This is a genomic window from Actinoplanes utahensis, from assembly GCF_016862455.1.
In the GTDB taxonomy this organism is placed as follows: Bacteria; Actinomycetota; Actinomycetes; order Mycobacteriales; family Micromonosporaceae; genus Actinoplanes; species Actinoplanes utahensis.
Genome location: NZ_BOMZ01000030.1, coordinates 96,798 through 113,872, shown reverse-complemented (window position 1 = coordinate 113,872; position 17,075 = coordinate 96,798). Strand labels below are relative to the sequence as shown.

Annotated in this window: 11 protein-coding genes and 1 pseudogene; 9 read left to right on the top strand and 3 right to left on the bottom strand. The window is 72.8% G+C overall.

The window, feature by feature from the left end:
• Positions 1 to 824: 824 nt before the first annotated feature.
• Positions 825 to 1,364: pseudogene (locus tag Aut01nite_RS43355) on the bottom strand (Pecanex-like protein 1); the annotation flags it as partial.
• Between the two features lie 418 nt (positions 1,365 to 1,782).
• Entirely contained in the window at positions 1,783 to 2,544 is a 762-nt protein-coding gene (locus Aut01nite_RS10035; RefSeq protein ID WP_043530633.1) for a glycerophosphodiester phosphodiesterase family protein, read from the bottom strand.
• A 469-nt stretch (positions 2,545 to 3,013) separates the two neighbouring features.
• Here Aut01nite_RS10035 and Aut01nite_RS10030 point away from each other — a divergent pair, with 469 nt between their 5' ends.
• From Aut01nite_RS10030 to Aut01nite_RS09985, 9 genes are all read left to right on the top strand, one after another.
• Positions 3,014 to 5,143 carry an FAD-dependent oxidoreductase gene (locus tag Aut01nite_RS10030; protein WP_043530629.1) on the top strand — a complete coding sequence of 710 codons (2,130 nt, stop codon included), beginning with the start codon at positions 3,014 to 3,016 and terminating at the stop codon, positions 5,141 to 5,143.
• 196 nt (positions 5,144 to 5,339) lie between these two features.
• A complete protein-coding gene (locus Aut01nite_RS10025) occupies positions 5,340 to 6,092 on the top strand; it encodes an L-type lectin-domain containing protein (protein ID WP_043530638.1) in 753 nt (250 codons plus the stop codon).
• Positions 6,093 to 6,173: 81 nt separating this feature from the next.
• Positions 6,174 to 7,028 (top strand): glycosyltransferase family 2 protein, encoded by an 855-nt coding sequence (locus Aut01nite_RS10020; RefSeq protein ID WP_043530627.1) that lies wholly within the window; start codon positions 6,174 to 6,176, stop codon positions 7,026 to 7,028.
• Positions 7,025 to 8,125 (top strand): glycosyltransferase family 4 protein, encoded by a 1,101-nt coding sequence (locus Aut01nite_RS10015; protein WP_043530636.1) that lies wholly within the window; start codon positions 7,025 to 7,027, stop codon positions 8,123 to 8,125. Before Aut01nite_RS10020 ends, Aut01nite_RS10015 begins: the two co-directional genes overlap by 4 nt.
• The gene (locus tag Aut01nite_RS10010) at positions 8,122 to 10,020 is read left to right on the top strand and encodes a helix-turn-helix domain-containing protein (RefSeq protein WP_043530625.1); all 1,899 of its coding nucleotides are present in this window, start codon (positions 8,122 to 8,124) and stop codon (positions 10,018 to 10,020) included. Before Aut01nite_RS10015 ends, Aut01nite_RS10010 begins: the two co-directional genes overlap by 4 nt.
• Positions 10,017 to 11,210, top strand: coding sequence for a hypothetical protein (locus Aut01nite_RS10005; RefSeq protein ID WP_204037494.1), 1,194 nt, complete (start codon positions 10,017 to 10,019; stop codon positions 11,208 to 11,210). Before Aut01nite_RS10010 ends, Aut01nite_RS10005 begins: the two co-directional genes overlap by 4 nt.
• Positions 11,204 to 12,997 (top strand): lipopolysaccharide biosynthesis protein, encoded by a 1,794-nt coding sequence (locus Aut01nite_RS43350; protein ID WP_236643065.1) that lies wholly within the window; start codon positions 11,204 to 11,206, stop codon positions 12,995 to 12,997. Before Aut01nite_RS10005 ends, Aut01nite_RS43350 begins: the two co-directional genes overlap by 7 nt.
• Positions 12,994 to 14,241 (top strand): glycosyltransferase family 4 protein, encoded by a 1,248-nt coding sequence (locus Aut01nite_RS09990; RefSeq protein WP_204037492.1) that lies wholly within the window; start codon positions 12,994 to 12,996, stop codon positions 14,239 to 14,241. Before Aut01nite_RS43350 ends, Aut01nite_RS09990 begins: the two co-directional genes overlap by 4 nt.
• Positions 14,216 to 15,436, top strand: a complete 1,221-nt coding sequence (locus Aut01nite_RS09985) for a glycosyltransferase (protein WP_052163278.1) — start codon at positions 14,216 to 14,218, stop codon at positions 15,434 to 15,436. The genes Aut01nite_RS09990 and Aut01nite_RS09985 overlap by 26 nt, the downstream gene beginning before the upstream one ends.
• Here the strand turns inward: Aut01nite_RS09985 and Aut01nite_RS09980 are convergent.
• Complete coding sequence (locus Aut01nite_RS09980) at positions 15,364 to 16,917, bottom strand: cellulase family glycosylhydrolase (RefSeq protein ID WP_043523086.1); 1,554 nt, start codon at positions 16,915 to 16,917, stop codon at positions 15,364 to 15,366. The genes Aut01nite_RS09985 and Aut01nite_RS09980 overlap by 73 nt on opposite strands.
• Between the last annotated feature and the right edge of the window lie 158 nt (positions 16,918 to 17,075).

The window sequence follows — 17,075 nt, the reverse complement described above, 5'->3', positions numbered from 1 at the left end:
GCACCGGTGCGGAGTCCTGCCCACTTTCCGCCGATTGCCGCTGGTTATCGCCAGTTGTTCCGGGGCCGGGCCCGCAGGAACGCGGCGATCACCAGGCCGACCAGGAGCAGCACCGCGCCGCCACCGACCCAGACCAGGTTGTTGCTGATCAGGTTGATCGGCCTGCCCTGCTCGGCGGGCGGCTCGGCCAGGTTGTCCGAGGTGCTCGCCGGGTCGTCGGGCGTGCCGTCGCCGTAGTCCTCGGCCAGGGCCGGGCCGCCGGTCTCGGTCGCGCCCGGATCCGGTTCGTCGAACTCCGGCGCGGTCGTCGCCTTCTTCGTCGTCGTGGTCTTCGGGGCGTCGTCGCCGCCCGTGGATCCGCCGGTGCCGGTGCCGGTGGTCGACTCCACCTTCGCGGGTGTCCGGGTGGGCGCCGGCGCGGGCGCCGTGGTGGCCTTCGTGCCGCCGTCGTTGCCGGCCGCGCCGGCCTGCTCGTCATCGGTGGGCGTGGTGGTGCGGTTGGTACGCGGCGTCGCGGTCACCGTCGTCCGGTTCGGCGTGGCGGTCGCGGTGGCGTTGCCCGGTTTCCCGGCCGGCTTGGTCGTCGACGGCTTGCCGGTCGCGGTCGGCGCGGCCGTGGCGGGCGTGGTGGGCTGCGCACCACCGTTGCCGTTCCCGCCGTCGTCGCCCTCGCCCCCGTTGTTCCCGCCGTTGTCGCCCTCGCCGCCGTTGTTCCCGCCCTCGCCGCCGCCGTTGTTGCCGCCGCCGTTGTTCCCGCCGTTGCCGCCGCCGTTGTTGCCGCCGCCCTCGTTCCCGTTGCCGCCCTCGCCGTCGTTGCCGGCGGCGCGGACCGTGATGCGGACGGAGTCGAGCGCGGGCGTCTGGTTCGCCCGCTCCATCATCGGGATGCGGTGCGAGCCGTCACCGGCCCACGACGAGCACTGTGCCGTCCCCGCCTGCGGCAGCCCCGGCACCTGGATGGTCACCGTGTCCGGATCGGCGCCGCCGCGGCTGTCCTCGGTGGCGACGAAGAACGCCGGCACCGGCGCGGGCTCGGGCGCCGAGCGGGTGCCGTCGAGGATCCGGCAGGCGGTGTGGAAGTGGCCGCGCACCAGACCGTTGCGCAGCACGCTGCTCTCCACGTAGTACCCGCCCTGTCCGGCCGCGAGGAAACGGTCCCGGATGAGGTTGCGGGTGCTGACCCGCAGGGTGAACGGCTGGCCCACGGTCACGTCGCGCGGCGCCTCGGTGATGAGCAGGGTGGGGTTGTTCGCGGCCGCGCCGACCTCGCCGAACTCGGTGGAGACGCAGCGTTCGCCGCGCTGGAAGCCGTCGTGCGGTTCCAGTTCGCTGTCCACGCAGGTGTCGGTGAGGATGGTCAGGTTGTTGCCGACCACCTTGCCCTTGCCGCTCTGTCCCTGCTGCTCGCCGGGGGTGTCCGCGGCGGAGGCGAACTGGGTGAAGCCGATGACCCCACCGATCGCGGTGAGCACTGCGCCGGCGGCTAGCAGCCGGGTGCGTCGTTGACCCGAGCTTCGCATGACGAGACCTTCTTTTCCCCTGAATTCCGGTCACTCGGCGCCGGAGCGGGCGCCGACGCCCGAACGTTAGGAGCAGGTCTCACAGAAAGCAATTCCGCGCGGTGAATTAGGGAATTCTTACGGCCAACTTAAAGGAAATTTATGGGACGGACCTCGAACCCCCGACATCAGCCGAACGGATGATGTCCCGAGTTCACTCGTTCTCGGCCGAAAACGCCTTGAGCTGGGAGAGTAGCCGATGACCCGGTGAACGCGCACCACCCTAGGCTGGCCAGAGCCCCCGCGCCGCATAGACGTCGCGCAGTACCTCGATACGGTCGGTCATGATGCCGTCCACGCCCATGTCGATAAGGCGTTCCATTTCTATCGGATCGTCGATCGTCCACACGTGCACCGCCAATCCGAGCCGGTGCAGATAGGCGAGGAAACGCTGGGTGAGCACGGTGACGCGGCCGTGCCGGACCGGGATCTGGGCGGCGGCGGCCGATGGCGGCAGTCGCAGCGGCAGGCCCGCGGTGGAGGCTATCCGGAGCCGGGCGACCGAGCCCATCCCGAGGGAGGTGGCGATCCGCGTGCCGCCGAGGGCGCGGGCCCGGGTGAGGCGGGTGTCGCTGAACGAGGCGAGCAGCACCCGGTCCTCGGCGCCGGTGTGCCGGACCGAGGCGACGGCCGGCTCGACCACCTCGTCGGACTTGACGTCGACGTTGAAGCGGATCTCCGGCCAGGCGTCCAGCACCTCGTCGAGGCGGGGCACCACGGACGCCCCGCCGACCCGGACGGTGGACAGGTCGGCCCAGGTCAGGTCGGCGACCCGGGCGCGCTGCCCGGCGACCCGGTCCAGGTCCGCGTCGTGGATGACCACCGGAACCCGGTCGGCGGTGGCGTGCACGTCGGTCTCGATGTACCGGTAGCCCATTCCGGCGGCCCGCCCGAACGCGCCGGCGGTGTTCTCGTCCCCGGTGGCGGCGCCGCCACGGTGAGCGAAGGCGAGCGGTCGCGGAGCGTCGAGGAACGGATGATCCACAGGGGCAGTATGCCGGGCTTGTTGCACAGGTGTAAAAGACGACTCGGACCATTGACCGGGACGGTCCTCGTGATGATCCTTGTCCACAGTTCGCGGTGGCGGTTCAGGTTCTGCCTCGCGGGTCCCGAGGGGCTGCGGCGTGGCCCGGGTGGCGCCGGACGGCATCCGCGGAGCGGCCACGTACCACACCGGTATGCGACCTTTCCGCGGCTGACGCCGGGCACCGCCGGGATCTCGCCTCGCCCCCGCGGGCCCCGCGAGACGGAACCTGGAGTGAAGGGGTGGCTCGAACTGGACACGATCGAAGGCGACGTGACGGTCCGGCGGCCGTTGTGCTCGCGTGCGCTCAAGACCCGGCTGGTGACCCGGCGCTTCGGCGCCCGGCGGGGGGCCCGGCTGCGGTCCGTGCCGAGATGGCCCCGGCTGCGGTGGCCGGCCCAGCCGGCCGGGAGCCGGACGGGCTGAGGCGGTGACCGGGCCCGCCGTGGTGATCATCGGTGCGGGGATCGTCGGATGTGCTCTGGCCGACGAGCTGACCGGCCGCGGCTGGACCGGTGTCACCGTGCTGGACCAGGGCCCGCTCTTCGTCACGGGCGGGTCCAGCTCGCACACCCCGGGCCTGGTGTTCCGGACCGACCCGTCGCGGACCATGACCCGGCTGGCCCGGTACACCGTGGAGAAGTACGCCCGGCTCGGCTGTTTCGAGGCGGTCGGCAGCCTGGAGGTGGCGACCACCCCGGAGCGGCTCACCGAGTTGCACCGGCGCTTCGGTCTCGGGCAGTCCTGGGGCGTCGGCTCGGCGGTGGTCGAGCCGGACGCCTGCGCGGCCCTGTTCCCATTGCTCGACAGATCCGTGGTGCTCGGCGGCCTGCACGTCCCGGGAGACGGCCTGATCCCGGCGGTGCGGGCGGCGCAGACGCAGGCGGAACGCGCCGGATCACGCGGCGCACGGTTTATCGGAAATAAGCGGGTCAGCAATATCTTATCGGAAAACGGCCGGGTCACCGGTGTGCTGACCGCCGACGACGAGACCCTGCCGGCCGACGTCGTGATCGCCTGCACGGGCTTCTGGGCTGCCGAGATGCCCGGCGTTCCGGTCCTGCCGGTGATCCGTCAGCAGGTGCGGACCACCCCGGCCGGCGCCTCCGACGGTCTGCCGATCCTCCGCCACCCCGACCGGGACCTGCACTTCCGGGCGCACGGCGACCGGTTCGGTGTGGGCTCCTACCGCGGCGACCCGATTCCGGCCGGTCTCGACGAGCTGCCGGGGGACGGGCATCCGGCGATGCTGCCGTTCGTGCCGGAGCGGTTCAAGCAGTCCTGGACGGCGGCGACCGAGCTGATTCCGGCGCTGCGCGGCACCGCCCTCGACGACGCCTCCGGTGGGGTGCTGGCGGTCACGGCGGACGGATTTCCGCTGCTGGGCGAGGCGTACGAGCCACGGGGACTGTGGACCGCCACCGCCGTCGAGGTGGCGCACTCGGCGGGCGCGGCGAAGGCGCTCACCGAGTGGATCGTCGACGGGCGGCCCGGGATCGATCTGCGCGAGTGCGATCTGCACCGTTTCACCGCGGGGCAGCGCGCTCCGGCGTACCTCCGCGAAAGCCTCTCCCGGCCGGTGCGGGACCTTCTCGTCAGTCCGTTCCACGCGCGTCAGGTCGAACTCGGCGCGGTCTTCGGCGAGGCGGGCGGATGGGAACGGCCGCTCTGGTACGGCACCGATCCGCCCGCCGGCGACGCCCGGCACGGCTTCCCGGTCGCCGAGACCGAGGCGCGGGCGACCCGCCGCAAGGTGGCTCTCTTCGACCTGACCGCGGCCACCCGGATCGAGCTGACCGGTCCGGTGGACGGCCCGCCGGTGGGGTCGGTGATCGAGTCCGGTGCGATGACCGTCGCACGTCCCGCCGAGCACCGGATCCTGGCCGTCGGCGGCCCGCTCGACCTGGACCGGCTGCGCCGGCACGCCCCGCCGGGGGTCACGGTGCGCGACGTCAGTGCGGGCACCTGTGGCCTCGGTGTCTGGGGGCCGGTGGCCCGTGAGCTGGTCGCGTCGCTGACCGGCCGGCGGTCCGCGGGGCAGCCGGACGCCTGGGAGGGCTGCCTGGGCATGGTTCCGGTGACGGCGCTGCGGGTGCCGGCCGTGGGGGAGCCGGGCTGGGAGATCTACACCGAGGCGGGGTACGGCACACGGCTCTGGGACACGCTGTGGGCGGCGGGCCGGGAGTTCGGGCTGATCGCTGCCGGTCACGTCGCCTTCGAGAGCCTGCGGCTGGAGTCCGGATGGCGGGTCGATCCGGAGGCCGAGGACCGGGCCGATCCGGATCGCCGGCTGGCCTGCCTGCTGCTCGCCGGGGGCGGGGAGGCGCCGGCCGGACGGGAGCCGGTGTACGCCGGCGGTTTCGTGGTGGGTCATGTGGCCGAGGCGGCGTACGGCTGGACCGTCGGCGCCCCGATCGCGTACGCGTGGCTGCCCGCGGTTCTGGCCGCGCCCGGCACGCAGGTGGAGATCGGTTTCGGTGGCCGCCGGCTGGCCGCCTCGGTGGCGGCGGAGCCGCTCTTCGACCGGGACCACTCGGCGCATTCCCGCATCGTTCGGTAACCGGTTCGGCCGGGATATACCCGATTTTACCGATTTTCCGACGTGGACTGGCCCTGCTGTGCCTACGATCGGTGACGACCCGCGTGGGATCACCATCCCTCGGGGGTAAATAGCGCGACTCGCTCACACGGCTTCGCGGACTGTCCTAGCTTAGGCCAGGTCTTAGTCGGGCAAATCCGTTGAAATGGAGCATGTCGTGCGCTTTTCTCGTACGTCCCGGGCCGCGCGGGGCGGTGTCTGGGCCTCCGCCCTGCTCTCGATAGTGGCCGCGGTGAACTCGGGAGCCGCCGGAGCGGCCAGCGCCGAACCGTCGTACAAACCGCCGCTCGCCCTGAACGGAACCGCCTCACTGATGTGGCGCGCGGGCGACGACGAGCGGGTCATCCGGCTCACCGACGGCGGCTACAAGCAGGTCGGATCGGCCTGGAGCACCGTGGCGGTGGACGTCAACAACTCCTTCCAGACGAAGTTCACCGCCCACATCCGCGACGGGAGGAGCGGCGCCGACGGCATCGCCTTCGTGGTGCAGGGCGAGGGCCCGCGCGCGCTCGGCGGCTGGGGCGGCGGCATGGGGTACAAGGGCATCCACGACAGCGTGGCGATCGAGTTCGACACGTACCGGAACCCGAAGGACCCCGACGACAACCATCTCGCGGTCGTGCTCGGTGGCGACCCGGATCACCCGGCGGTGGTCGGGCGGACGGGGATCCCGCTGAAGGACGAGCCGTTCCGTGCCCGGGTCCACTACGACGCCGACGCCACCCGGCTGCGGGTGTACGTGCGCCCCACCACCGAGGGCGCGAAAGAGCAGCTCGTGCTGGACCACGAGGTCGAACTGGCCGACCGGGCCGGCATCGACCGCGCCTGGGTCGGCTTCACCGGCGCCACCGGCGACCTGACCGCACGGCAGGACGTCTACCAGTGGACCCTCGGCCCGGCGCAGTCCTGACCGGCGCCGCCTGACCCCCTCCCGCTTCCCGAACTCCGGCCCGGCCCGGGCCGACTCCACCCTGCCCGATCGGAGAAACATATGCCCACGGTCGACCGTGTGCTCCCCGGCGAGACCGGCGTCGTCATCGACATCAACATCCCCGGTGTTCCGGACATCACCGAGGCCCCGGAGGGGAACGCCGACCCGGAGCCCCGGATCAGCGTCATCGTCCCGGCCCTGAACGAGGCCAAGAACCTTCCGCACGTCTTCGCCCGGCTCCCGCAGGTCGACGAGATCGTCCTGGTCGACGGCGGGTCCACCGACGACACCGTCGCGGTGGCCCGGCGGCTGCGGCCCGACATCCGCGTTGTCCGGCAGAACCGCAAGGGCAAAGGCAACGCCCTGGCCTGCGGGTTCGCCGAGGCGACCGGTGACATCATCGTGATGATCGACGCCGACGGGTCGACCGACCCGATGGAGATCCCGCGTTTCGTCGAAGCGCTGCGCGAGGGCGCCGACTTCGCCAAGGGCTCCCGCTTCCAGGCGACCGGCGGCAGCGCCGACATCACCCGGCTGCGGCGGGCCGGCAACAAGTGCCTCAGCATGCTGGTCAACGTGATGTTCCGGACCCGGTACAGCGACCTCTGCTACGGGTACAACGCCTTCTGGGCGCACTGCCTCGACGTGTTCGACCTGGACAGCACGTCCCCGGCGCCGGACAACACGGACGGCCGGCTGTGGGGCGACGGGTTCGAGATCGAGACCCTGCTCAACCTGCGCGCCGCCCGGGCCGAACTGAAGATCACCGAGGTGCCGAGCTTCGAGCACAACCGGATCCACGGGGTCAGCAACCTCAACGCGTTCACCGACGGGATGCGGGTGCTGCGCACCATCGCCCGCGAATGGCCGCGCCGGACCCGAACCGCCCGTGTCGCGGAGCGTGCCGCGCGATGAGGATCGGTGTCGTCTCGAACGCCTACCACCCCGACATCGGCGGGGTGGAGACCCACGTCAAACGCCTGTGCGCCGGGCTCGTCGCCGCCGGCGACGACGTCGAGGTGATCACCCAGCACAGCGTCCAGTCGGTGGAGAACATCGACGGCGTGGTGGTACGCCGGTTCCCGCTCACCGTCCCGGCCGGCAACTACCGGCTGTCCGTGCCGCTCTGGCGCTGGCTGCGTGCCCACGCCGGCGAGTACGACGTCCTGCACGCCCACAGCTACCACGCCCTCGCCGCACTCTGCGCCGCCCTGGGCAACCGGTCGCCGCTGGTGTTCACGCCGCACTACCACGGGACCGGCCACACCCGGTTCCGGGCCGCGCTGCACCCGCTCTACCGGCCGCTCGGCCGCGCCGTCATGAACCGCGCCTCCGCCGTCGTCTGCGTCACCTCGGCCGAGCGGGAACTGGTGCTCCGTGACTTCCCGGAGGTCGGCAGCCGGGCCGTGGTGATCCCCAACGGCACCGACCCGCGCCCGGCGGCGACCCGCCGCCCGGCCACCGGGAAGACCCGCCGGATCCTCTGCGTCGGGCGGCTCGAACAGTACAAACGTGTCGACCGGGTGATCCGGGCGATGACCCGGCTCGGGCCCGAACACCGCCTCGACGTGGTCGGCACCGGCCCGTCCGCCGACCGGCTGCGCCAGCTCGCCGCCGGCCTCGGGCTGGCCGGGCGGGTGGTCTTCCACGGCCGTCTCGACGACGCCGCCTTCGAGTCCTGTGTCGCGCAGGCGTCGGCTGCCGTCTCCGCCTCCGCGCACGAGGCCTTCGGCATGTCCGTCGCCGACGCCCTGGCCGCCGGGCTGCCCACCGTCGCCACCCCGATCCCGGCCCACCGGGAGGTCGCCGGGCTCGCCGGGGACAGCGCGTGGCTACGGTTCGCCGACCCGGAGGACGAGACGGCGCTCGCGGCCGCGCTCGAAGCCGCCGCCGCGGCCGGGCGCACCCGGCCGGCGATCCTGCCGACCTGGGACGACGTCGTCGGCGCGACCCGCAACATCTACGCCGCGGTGGCCCATCGTACGACCCCGGTGGGGGCCGTCGCTCGATGATCGCTGCTACGGCCAGTCACACAGTCGGGCGGCGGGACGGACGCGAATCCGGGCCGGTCATCCGTGCCCGGTTCGCCCCGGCCGCGGCCGCGGCCAGTCTCACGATCGCCGCCGGGGCCGGCGCCGCCGCCCTGGTCATCGCCTACCGGCGCGCCGAATGGGGACAGGACGGCGCCTTCACCTGGTTCTGGGCGGGCATGCTCGTCTTCAGCCTGCCCGCGGTCTGGTGGGCGGTCCGGCGCGGATCGAGCGCCCGGCTGCGGCTCGCCGTCCTGATCGGCTACGCCTGCTTCACCTACCTGCCGAAACTGCTGCGCAACCCGGCCGGGCCGCTCTACCACGACGAGTACGCCCACTGGGGCCAGGCCAACGACATCCTCCTCGACGGCGTGCTCTTCCAGCAGAACCCGATCGTCCGGGTCATCGGCGACTACCCCGGCCTGCACGCCTGCGTCGCCTCGCTGGCCACCCTCACCGGCGTCACCGTCTGGCACGCCGCCGTGTTCGTGCTGGTCTGCGCGCACGTGCTGCTCACCCTCGGGGTGGCCGCGCTGGCCGGGCAGATCTGGCCGGACGCCCGGGTCGCCGCCGCGGCCGCCGTCGTCTACAGCCTGAACAGCTCGTACCTCTACTTCGACACCCAACTCGGCTACGAGTCCCTCGCCATCGGCCTGCTGGTGTGGGCGCTGGTCGCCGCGCTCCGCGCGATCAAGGGCGGCCGGGTCGGCTGGTCGTGGCTGTTCGTGCTGCTCACCGTGGCCATCGTGGCGACCCACCACCTGACCGCGATCTGGCTCACCGGCATGCTCGGCCTGGTCGCGATCACCTGCACGATCGTCAAGGTCCCGGCCCGGACCGCCTGGGCGCTGACCGCGGTGTCCGGCCTGTCGGTCGCCCTGTGGATGGCCGCCGTCTCCCCGCGGACCGGCAAGTACCTCGAGCCGTACCTGGGGCGGGCCCTCGGCCAGTTCAGCGGCCTGGCCGGCGGCGGCTCCGGCGGCCGGACCCTGTTCAGCCAGTCGGTCGCCCCCTGGTGGGAGCAGTACGCCGCGTTCGCCGCGCCGTGCTGCGCCGCCCTCGCGGCGGCCGGCGCCGCGATCCTGTGGTGGCAGCGCCGCGGCTCCACCGAACCGTTCGCCAAGGCGGTCTCCGCCGCGATGCTGCTGATCGGCGCCCTGTACTTCCCGGCGACGCTGCTCATCCTCACCCCGTCCGGGGCGGAGGGCGCACGCCGGTCCTGGGCGTTCAGCTACCTCGGCATCGCCGTGGCCGTCGCTCCGTTGATCATCGCACTACTGGACCGCGCGCGCCGCCCGATCAGCGGTTCCGGTGCGCTTCTGCTCGCCGGATGCGGTCTGGTCATGGTCGGCAACACGGCCGCCGGGATGAACCCGTCCTACCGGTTCCCCGGCCCGCCGGTCTTCGGCTCGGACACCCGGGCCGCCACCCCCGAGGTCCTGGCCGCGTCGGAGTGGCTGCGCGAGACGCACGGCCGGGGAGCCCGGCTGGTCGCCGACCGGTACTCCGGGCTGATCTTCGGGTCCTACGGGGAACAGGAGCCGGCAACCGGCTCGGAGAGCTTCCCCGCCTATCACCTCTACCTGGCCGACCCCGGCGAGCCGATGCCCGCCGCGCTGCTGGCCCAGCTTCGCGACTGGCGTTTCCAGTACCTCGTGGTGGACCGCCGGATGGCCGAACAGGTCCCCGAGATCAAGATCTATTTCGAGAACAACGAGCCGATCCCGCACACCGGCGAACCCGGCTTCACCAGCGCCCAGTTGACCAAGTTCGACACCCTGCCCTGGCTGATCAAGGTCTATGACGGGCCGCACATCGCGATCTACCGCTTCGACTTCGACAGCCTCGGCCAGACCGTCCACATGGGGGCGCGATGACGTACCGGCTACTGCTACTCGCGTACCTCTGCCTCGGCGCCCTCCTCCCGGCCGCGGGGCGTCCCTGGCTCGCCGTCCCCCTCTGCCTGACCGCCCTCCTGGCCATCGGCGTCCTCTGGACCCGTGCCCTGACCTCCCCGTCCCCGCCCTCCACCGGCTCACCGTCCCCCGGTTCGCCGCTCCTCACCCTCCGGGCCGGGCTCGCCGCGTCCGCCGGGCTGGTCACGCTGCCCCTGCTGGCGGTGCTGCTGCACGCGGCGGGCCAGCCGGTGCGGCCGGTCCCGCTGGTCGTCGCCTGCGCGGTGCTGACGACACTGCTCGGCACGGCCGCCGTCGTCCGGGAACGCCTCGCCGCGCGCCGCGCGCCCACTCCGGCGAGCCTCCCGGCCCAGCGCAACGGTTCCGGTTCCCCCACCGACCAGCCCGACGGCGGCCCGTCCGCCACCGACCGGCCCGACTCCGGCCCGTCAGCCACCGGTCCGTCCGCCACCGACGAGAACCCCGCTTCGGGGTACGGCCACCCGCCCACCACCGACGATCCCCCTTCCCGGTACGCCGAATCCGCCGCACCGGAGCCCGGATACGTCCGGACGACGGTGGCCGTGGCGGTCCCCGTCGTCCTGGCGGTGGCCGTCGGAACGGTGGCGGTACGCGCCTACCTGACCATGCCGAGTCCCGCCGAACCCGGTTACCTGAGCGTCGCCCTCAACGGCTGGGCCGCCGACATCGACCGCCCGGTCACCGTCCCGCGCAGCGGCCTGGTCGTCCCGGTCCGGGTCGCCAGCGCCGGCCTCGACGACGTCACCGCGGCTCTGCGGTTGCGTGTCGGCGGCCGGGTGGTCACCACCAAGCCGCTGACCGTCACCGCCGAGACCGTCCGCTCGGTCGGCGTCTACGTCCCCGCCCTGCCCGCCGACGGCTGCCTCCACGCCGTCGACATCAGCATCGGCGCCACCAGCACCGGTTTCTACGCCCGCGGCGCCGCCCTGACCGTCCCGCCCGCTGTGCCGGGCCGCATCGCCGGCGCCGTCCCGGCCGGGGCGGCGGGTTCGATCGCTCGCCCTCGCGGCGCCGCCGTGACCGTCCCGCCCGCTGTGCCGGGCCGCATCGCCGGCGCCGTCCCGGCCGGGGCAGCGGGCTCGATCGCCCGTCCTGCTCCTGCGGCGGGTGTGCGGAGGGCGGCGTGCTGATCGGGGCCGTCCGGCGGCTCTCCCGGGACTCGCTGGCCCGCAACAGTCTGCTGATCATGGCGACCACGGTGACCAACGGCGGCCTCGGTTACCTCTACTGGATGCTGGCGGCGAGGGCCGTACCTCCGGAACGGATCGGAACCGCGACCGCCGTGATCTCCGCGGCCACCGCGGTCAGCATGATCGCGAACCTGGGCGCCGGGCACATGTTCATCCAGCGGCTGCCCGGCAGCGACACCGCCACCTGGTCCCGGATCGTCGGTTCCGGCCTGCTGCTCGCCTCGGTCACCACCACGGCCACCGCGACCGCCGCCGCCCTGGCCGTACCGCTGTTCTCCGGCAACTTCGCCTTCCTGACCGGTTCCGGCGGCCCGCCGGCGCTGACGGCCGCGGCGGTCGCGGTCACGCTGACCACCCTGCTGGACAACCTCTACGTCGCCCACCGCGCCGGTCGCGGCATGCTGATCCGCAACCTCGCGGTGGCCCTCGGCAAGATCATCACCCTGTTCACGGTCCTGGCCGCCGGTCTCCACGGTGCCGGGGCCGTTCTGCTCTCCTACGTCCTCCCCACCCTCCTGATCAGCCTGATCACCATCGCCACCGCCGTCCGCCACCTCCGGCCCGAGCCTTCCGGCGACCTTCGGAGCACGCCTTCCGGCCCCCTCCGGCCCGCGCCTTCCGGCGGCCTCCGGCGCACGCCTTCGGGTGACCTTCGGCCCATGACCTCCGGCCACCGGCGCCCCGCGCCCTCCGGTCACCTTCGGCACGCCGGCGAGGGAGCCGGTTCCCGGATGCGGGGCTGGGTGGCCGGGCTCCGGGCGGAACTGCCGCACCTCGGGGCGGCGGTCACCGGGCATCACCTGATCAATCTGACCCAGGCCGGGCCGGCCGCGCTGCTGCCGGTGCTGGTCACCGCCCGGCTCGGCGCCGACGCGAACGCCCACTTCTACCTGGCGTGGATGACCGCGTCGATGCTGTTCATGGTCTCGCCGGCGGTGGCGTCGGCGCTCTATGCCGAGCGCACCAACGCCGCCGCCGTCAGCGTCGCCCGCGCCGCCGCCGTGGTGCTGGCCGTCGTCGGCGCGCCCACGGCCGTGCTGCTGTTCGCCGGTGACCGGATCCTGGCCCTGTTCAGCCCGGGCTACGCCGTGGCGGCCGGGCCTCTGCTCCAGATCCTGGTGCTCGCCGCCCTCCCGGACGCGGTGGTGAACCTGGCTGTGGCGCACTGGCGTTCGCAGGGCCGGTTCCGCCGGTGCCGCCGGCTCAACCTGGTCCGCGCCGGTACCTGCCTGGCGCTGGCCTGGATGTTGCTGCCCGGTTCCGGAGTGACCGGCGCGGGCGTCGCCTGGCTGACCGGCCAGACCGCCGCCGCCCTGCTCGTCGCCGTGTTCGTGGCCACCCGCCGCAGACATCCGGCTGGTCCTGAGGGCTGTCTCGGCGGTTCTGAGGCAGCCGTGGCGGCCGGTCGAGGTGTGGGTGTGGTGGCGGACGGGCGGCCGGTTCCGGCTGGTTCTGAGGGTTGTCGCGGCGGTTCTGAGGCAGCCGTGGCGGCCGGTCGGGGTGTGGGTGTGGTGGCGGACGGGCGGCCGGTTCCGGCCGGCTCTCCGGACTGTCCCGGCGAGGTCGAGGCAGCAGCCACGACCGGCCGAGGCAGAGGTGAGGTCGCGACAGCAGCCACGACCGGCCGAGGCAGAGGTGAGGCGCGGGGAATGGCGCGCGCGAGGGACGTACCACAGGAATCGGGGAAGCGAACCGTGAGCGAGCGGCCTGCCGGGAGGGACGCATGAGGGTCCTGCATCTGTCCAATCTCTACGCGCCGGTGATCGGCGGCCTGGAGCGCAGCATCGCCACCAGCGGCGAGATGATGGTGCGCCGGGGGCACGAGATCACCGTTCTCACCCTGGCGACACCGGCGTCGCCGGACGACGAAGTGATCAACGGGGTACGGGTGATCCGCGTCCGCAGCGTCGCGAACACCCTGCTCCCGGGGATGAACCGGGATCCGCGCAAGCCGTTCCATCCGACGATGGCCGATCCGCTGGCCACCGCCGCGATCGCCGCCGTGCTGCGGGCGAACACGTTCGACCTGGTGCACAGCCACGACTGGCTGATGTACAGCTATCTGCCGCTGCACTCCGGGCCGCTCGGGCTGCCGCACGTGCACACCGCCCACGATTTCGGGCTGACCTGTGTGCGCAAGACGTTCGCTCGCCAGGGGCGGCGCTGTGACGACGGCCCGAGTCTGGGGCGGTGCGTGCCGTGCGCCTCCGAACAGTACGGGACGCCGAAGTCCGCCCTGCTCACCGCCGGTCTGCGGGCGCAGCGGCACCGTGGCATCGACTGCCTCACCGCGATCTCCCGCTCGGTGGCGTCGGCGTTGAATCTGGCCCGGCTGCCGGGGGAGCTGCCGGTACGGGTGATCTCCAGCCTGGTGCCGGACGGCCTCGACGAGCTGGCCCGGGCCACCCCGCGGCCGTCCTGGCTGCCGGACCGGCCGTACCTGCTGTTCGTCGGGCAGCTCGGCCCGCACAAGGGGATCGACGTGCTGTTCGACGCGTACGAGAAGCTGCGCGCCGACTGGCCCGGCCCCGACACCGTGCCCGACCTGGTCTGCATCGGCACCCAGCGTCACGACACCCCGCCGATCCCGGAGGGCGTGACCGTGCGTACCGATGTGCCGCATCCGCAGGTGATGTCCGCCTGGCGGCACGCCGCCGCCGGGGTGGTCCCGTCCCTGCTCGAAGGCATGGGCCAGGTCGCGGTGGAAGCCATGCTGGCCGGCGCTCCGTTGATCGCGTCCGCCTCCGGCGGCCTGCTGGACGTGGTCGGCGAGGACGGCGTCGACGGCCTGCTCGTGCCGCCCGGCGACGCGGGCGCCCTGCACGCCGCGATGCTGCGCGTGCTCACCGACCGTGACCTTGCCGCGGGTCTGCGCGCCAACGGTCAGCAGCGTGGCCTCGACTTCACCGCGGCCCGCGTCGTCCCCCAGATCGAGGAGGTCTACCGTGCCTGCATCGCCGCCGCCCGCTGAGTTCCCCCGGATCCTGGTCGTCGGATCCGGCTGGCACTTCCTGTCCGGGATCAGCTATTACACCTGCCGGCTCAGCAACGCGCTCGCCGAACGGTTCCCGGTCGGCACGATCCTGATGCGCCGGCTGCTGCCGGCCCGGCTCTACCCCGGGCGGGAGCGGGTCGGCCACCGTCTGTCCGACCTGACCTACACCGAGGGGGTACGGGTCTTCGACGGCGTCGACTGGTGGGCGGTGCCCAGCCTGTTCCGGGCCGTGCGGTTCCTGCGCCGGTTCCGGCCGGACGTGCTGGTGCTGCAGTGGTGGACCGGGGCGGTGCTGCACTCGTACCTGCTGCTGGCGCTCGCCGCCCGGCGGCTCGGGATCCGGGTGATCGTCGAGTTCCACGAGGTCCAGGACACCGGGGAGGCCCGGCACCAGTGGGCGGCACGATATGTGCGCAGGTGCATCCGGCCGCTGCTGAACCGTACCGACGGGGTGGTGGTGCACTCCCGGTTCGACCGGGCGGCGCTCGACGAGGCGTACGGGCTGGGCGAGGTCCCGGCCGAGGTGGCCCTGCACGGGCCGTTCGACCACCATCTGCCGGACCGGCCGGTGCGCGAGCCGGGCGACGACGTCTGCCGGCTGCTGTTCTTCGGGACGATCCGGCCGTACAAGGGTCTCGAGGATCTGATCGCCGCGTTCGCCGACCTCGGACCGCAGTACCACCTGACCGTCGTCGGGGAGACCTGGGAGGGCTGGACCCTGCCGGGCGGGATGATCGCCGGCTCGCCGGTGCGGGACCGGATCGAGTTCGTCAACCGGTACGTCGCCGACGCCGAGGTCAACGAGTTCTTCGCGCGGGCCGACGTGGTGGTCCTGCCGTACCGCCGCAGTTCGGCGAGCGGGCCGCTGCACATCGCGATGAGCCACGGCCTGCCCGTCGTCGTCACCGCCGTCGGCGGCCTGGTCGAGGCCGCCGAACAGTACAGCGGCACCGTCTTCGTGCCGGCCGGCGAACCCGGCGAACTGCGGGAGGGCATCGTGCGTGCCGCCGGCCTGGCCGGACGGCGGCACGCCGACCCGTCGTCCTGGGAGCGGACGGTCGACGCCTACGCCCGCCTCCTGCACCGGATCGGGTTCCCTCAGGGCCGCTCCACCGACAGCGACACGTCGTCGAACCAGACCGTCCCGGTGTTGTCACCCGACTTCAGGTGAAGCTGGACGCTGGTCGCCCCGGCCGGGGCGACCGCGTCCACGGTCAGCCGCGTCCATCCGCTGGTCCCCTCGGCCACCCGCACCGACGTGTGCTGCCCCAGCCAGCGGTCGTTGATGTCGAACCAGCTCAGCGACACCTCGTTCACCCCGGTCACGGCGGTCCCGCGGGCCCACGCCGCGGCGTGCCAGGTCTGGCCGCCGCGGACCGGCGTCACCGGCGAGGTACGGATCGACGGCATGGCGGTCTCACCGCGCCCGGTGCCGGTGAACCGCGCCGCGAACGTCCCGGTCCGGGCGTCGCGCGAACGCATCGCCACGCCGAGCTCCGGCCGGTACGCCCGCCACGGCGAACTGGCCCGGCTCGCCTCGAAACCCAGGTCCAGAACCTCCTCGGCCAAGGTCTCGCCGGTCCACGCGGTCCGTACCACCGACGCCGACGCCTTCGCCGTCCCGTCCGCCTTGAACAGGCCGAACCGGTACTGCGCCGGAGCCTTCGACACCGCCGAGTTCGCCGGGATGGCGCCCGCCGCGAAGTCGTAGAGCGTCCACGGCGCCACCGAACGTACCCCGGCCTCACCGGCCGCCCGGAACACCCGGGCCAGGTACGCCGCCTGGTCGCCCTCACTGCCGGCCGACGTGCTCAACCCGGTCTCACCGATCACCAGCGGAGCCGGGGCGACCGCGGCCTGCGCCTGGTGGATCTCGGCGAGCGCCCGCTCCGAGTTCCCGTAGAAGTGGAAGTCGTAGTAGTCGAGCGGGCGGTCGGCCAGCGACTCCTTGATCCGGGCCAGACCGGCCGCGCCGCTCTGCCCGTCCACCGACAGGGTCAACGGCATCTCCGGCAGAGCCGCACGGACCGCCGGGATCAGCTCCCGCACCCAGGCCACCGCGGCCGGGTCGGACGACTGGAACTCGTTCTTCAGCTCCACCGACAGGATCCGCGGGTCGGTCGCGTACGGCTCCAGCACCGCCCGGGCCCAGGCCGCGCTGCCCGCGGTGTCGGCGTACCCGGCCCACCAGTCGAACAACGTCACCTTGACGGTCAGGCCGTGCGCGTCGGCGGTGCTGACGAACTTACGGAAACGCTCGGCGTACTCCGGCTTCGGCGTCGGAAAACCGAAAGCCTGCGGGAAGACGATCATCCGTACGTTGTCCGCGCCGAGCGCCGCCGCCTTGGCCATATCCGCGTCCAGCCGGGCCGCGTCGAACCCGGTCCACATCGCCGACCAGCCGGCGTTCGACGGGTAGTAGTTGATGGTCTTGGCAGCCTGCACGGCCGCGAGACGCGACTGCAGGGTCGCCGTCGCCGCGGCCGGCACGGCGATCGGCGGGAAGCCGTTCATCGGCTGGATCGTGGCGGTGGGGGAGGCGGCGGACCCGGCCGCCGCCGTTGTCGTCGTCGCCGCTGCCGAAGCCGGAGCGGCGAGAGCGAGCACGAGCGAAGAGGCCAGGATCGCCGCGCAGGTGCGAGCAGTACTCACGGAGGTCAGCCCTTCACATCGGTTCAGGTGTTCGGACCCCTCCCATCGGTTGCTTCCCGGCAACGGTCAGTGCCGCATCGATGCAGTGTGGTTGCCTCCGAGGAGCAACCCCCGGACATGCCTTTCAGTACGCCCCATCCAGCCGATCGCTGTCACTC

Coding starts and splice junctions, on each gene's coding strand:
- Aut01nite_RS10020 (WP_043530627.1), top strand. CDS start 6,174: ATGCCCACGGTCGACCGTGTGCTCCCCGGCGAGACCGGCGTCGTCATC.
- Aut01nite_RS10015 (WP_043530636.1), top strand. CDS start 7,025: ATGAGGATCGGTGTCGTCTCGAACGCCTACCACCCCGACATCGGCGGG.
- Aut01nite_RS10010 (WP_043530625.1), top strand. CDS start 8,122: ATGATCGCTGCTACGGCCAGTCACACAGTCGGGCGGCGGGACGGACGC.
- Aut01nite_RS10005 (WP_204037494.1), top strand. CDS start 10,017: ATGACGTACCGGCTACTGCTACTCGCGTACCTCTGCCTCGGCGCCCTC.
- Aut01nite_RS09990 (WP_204037492.1), top strand. CDS start 12,994: ATGAGGGTCCTGCATCTGTCCAATCTCTACGCGCCGGTGATCGGCGGC.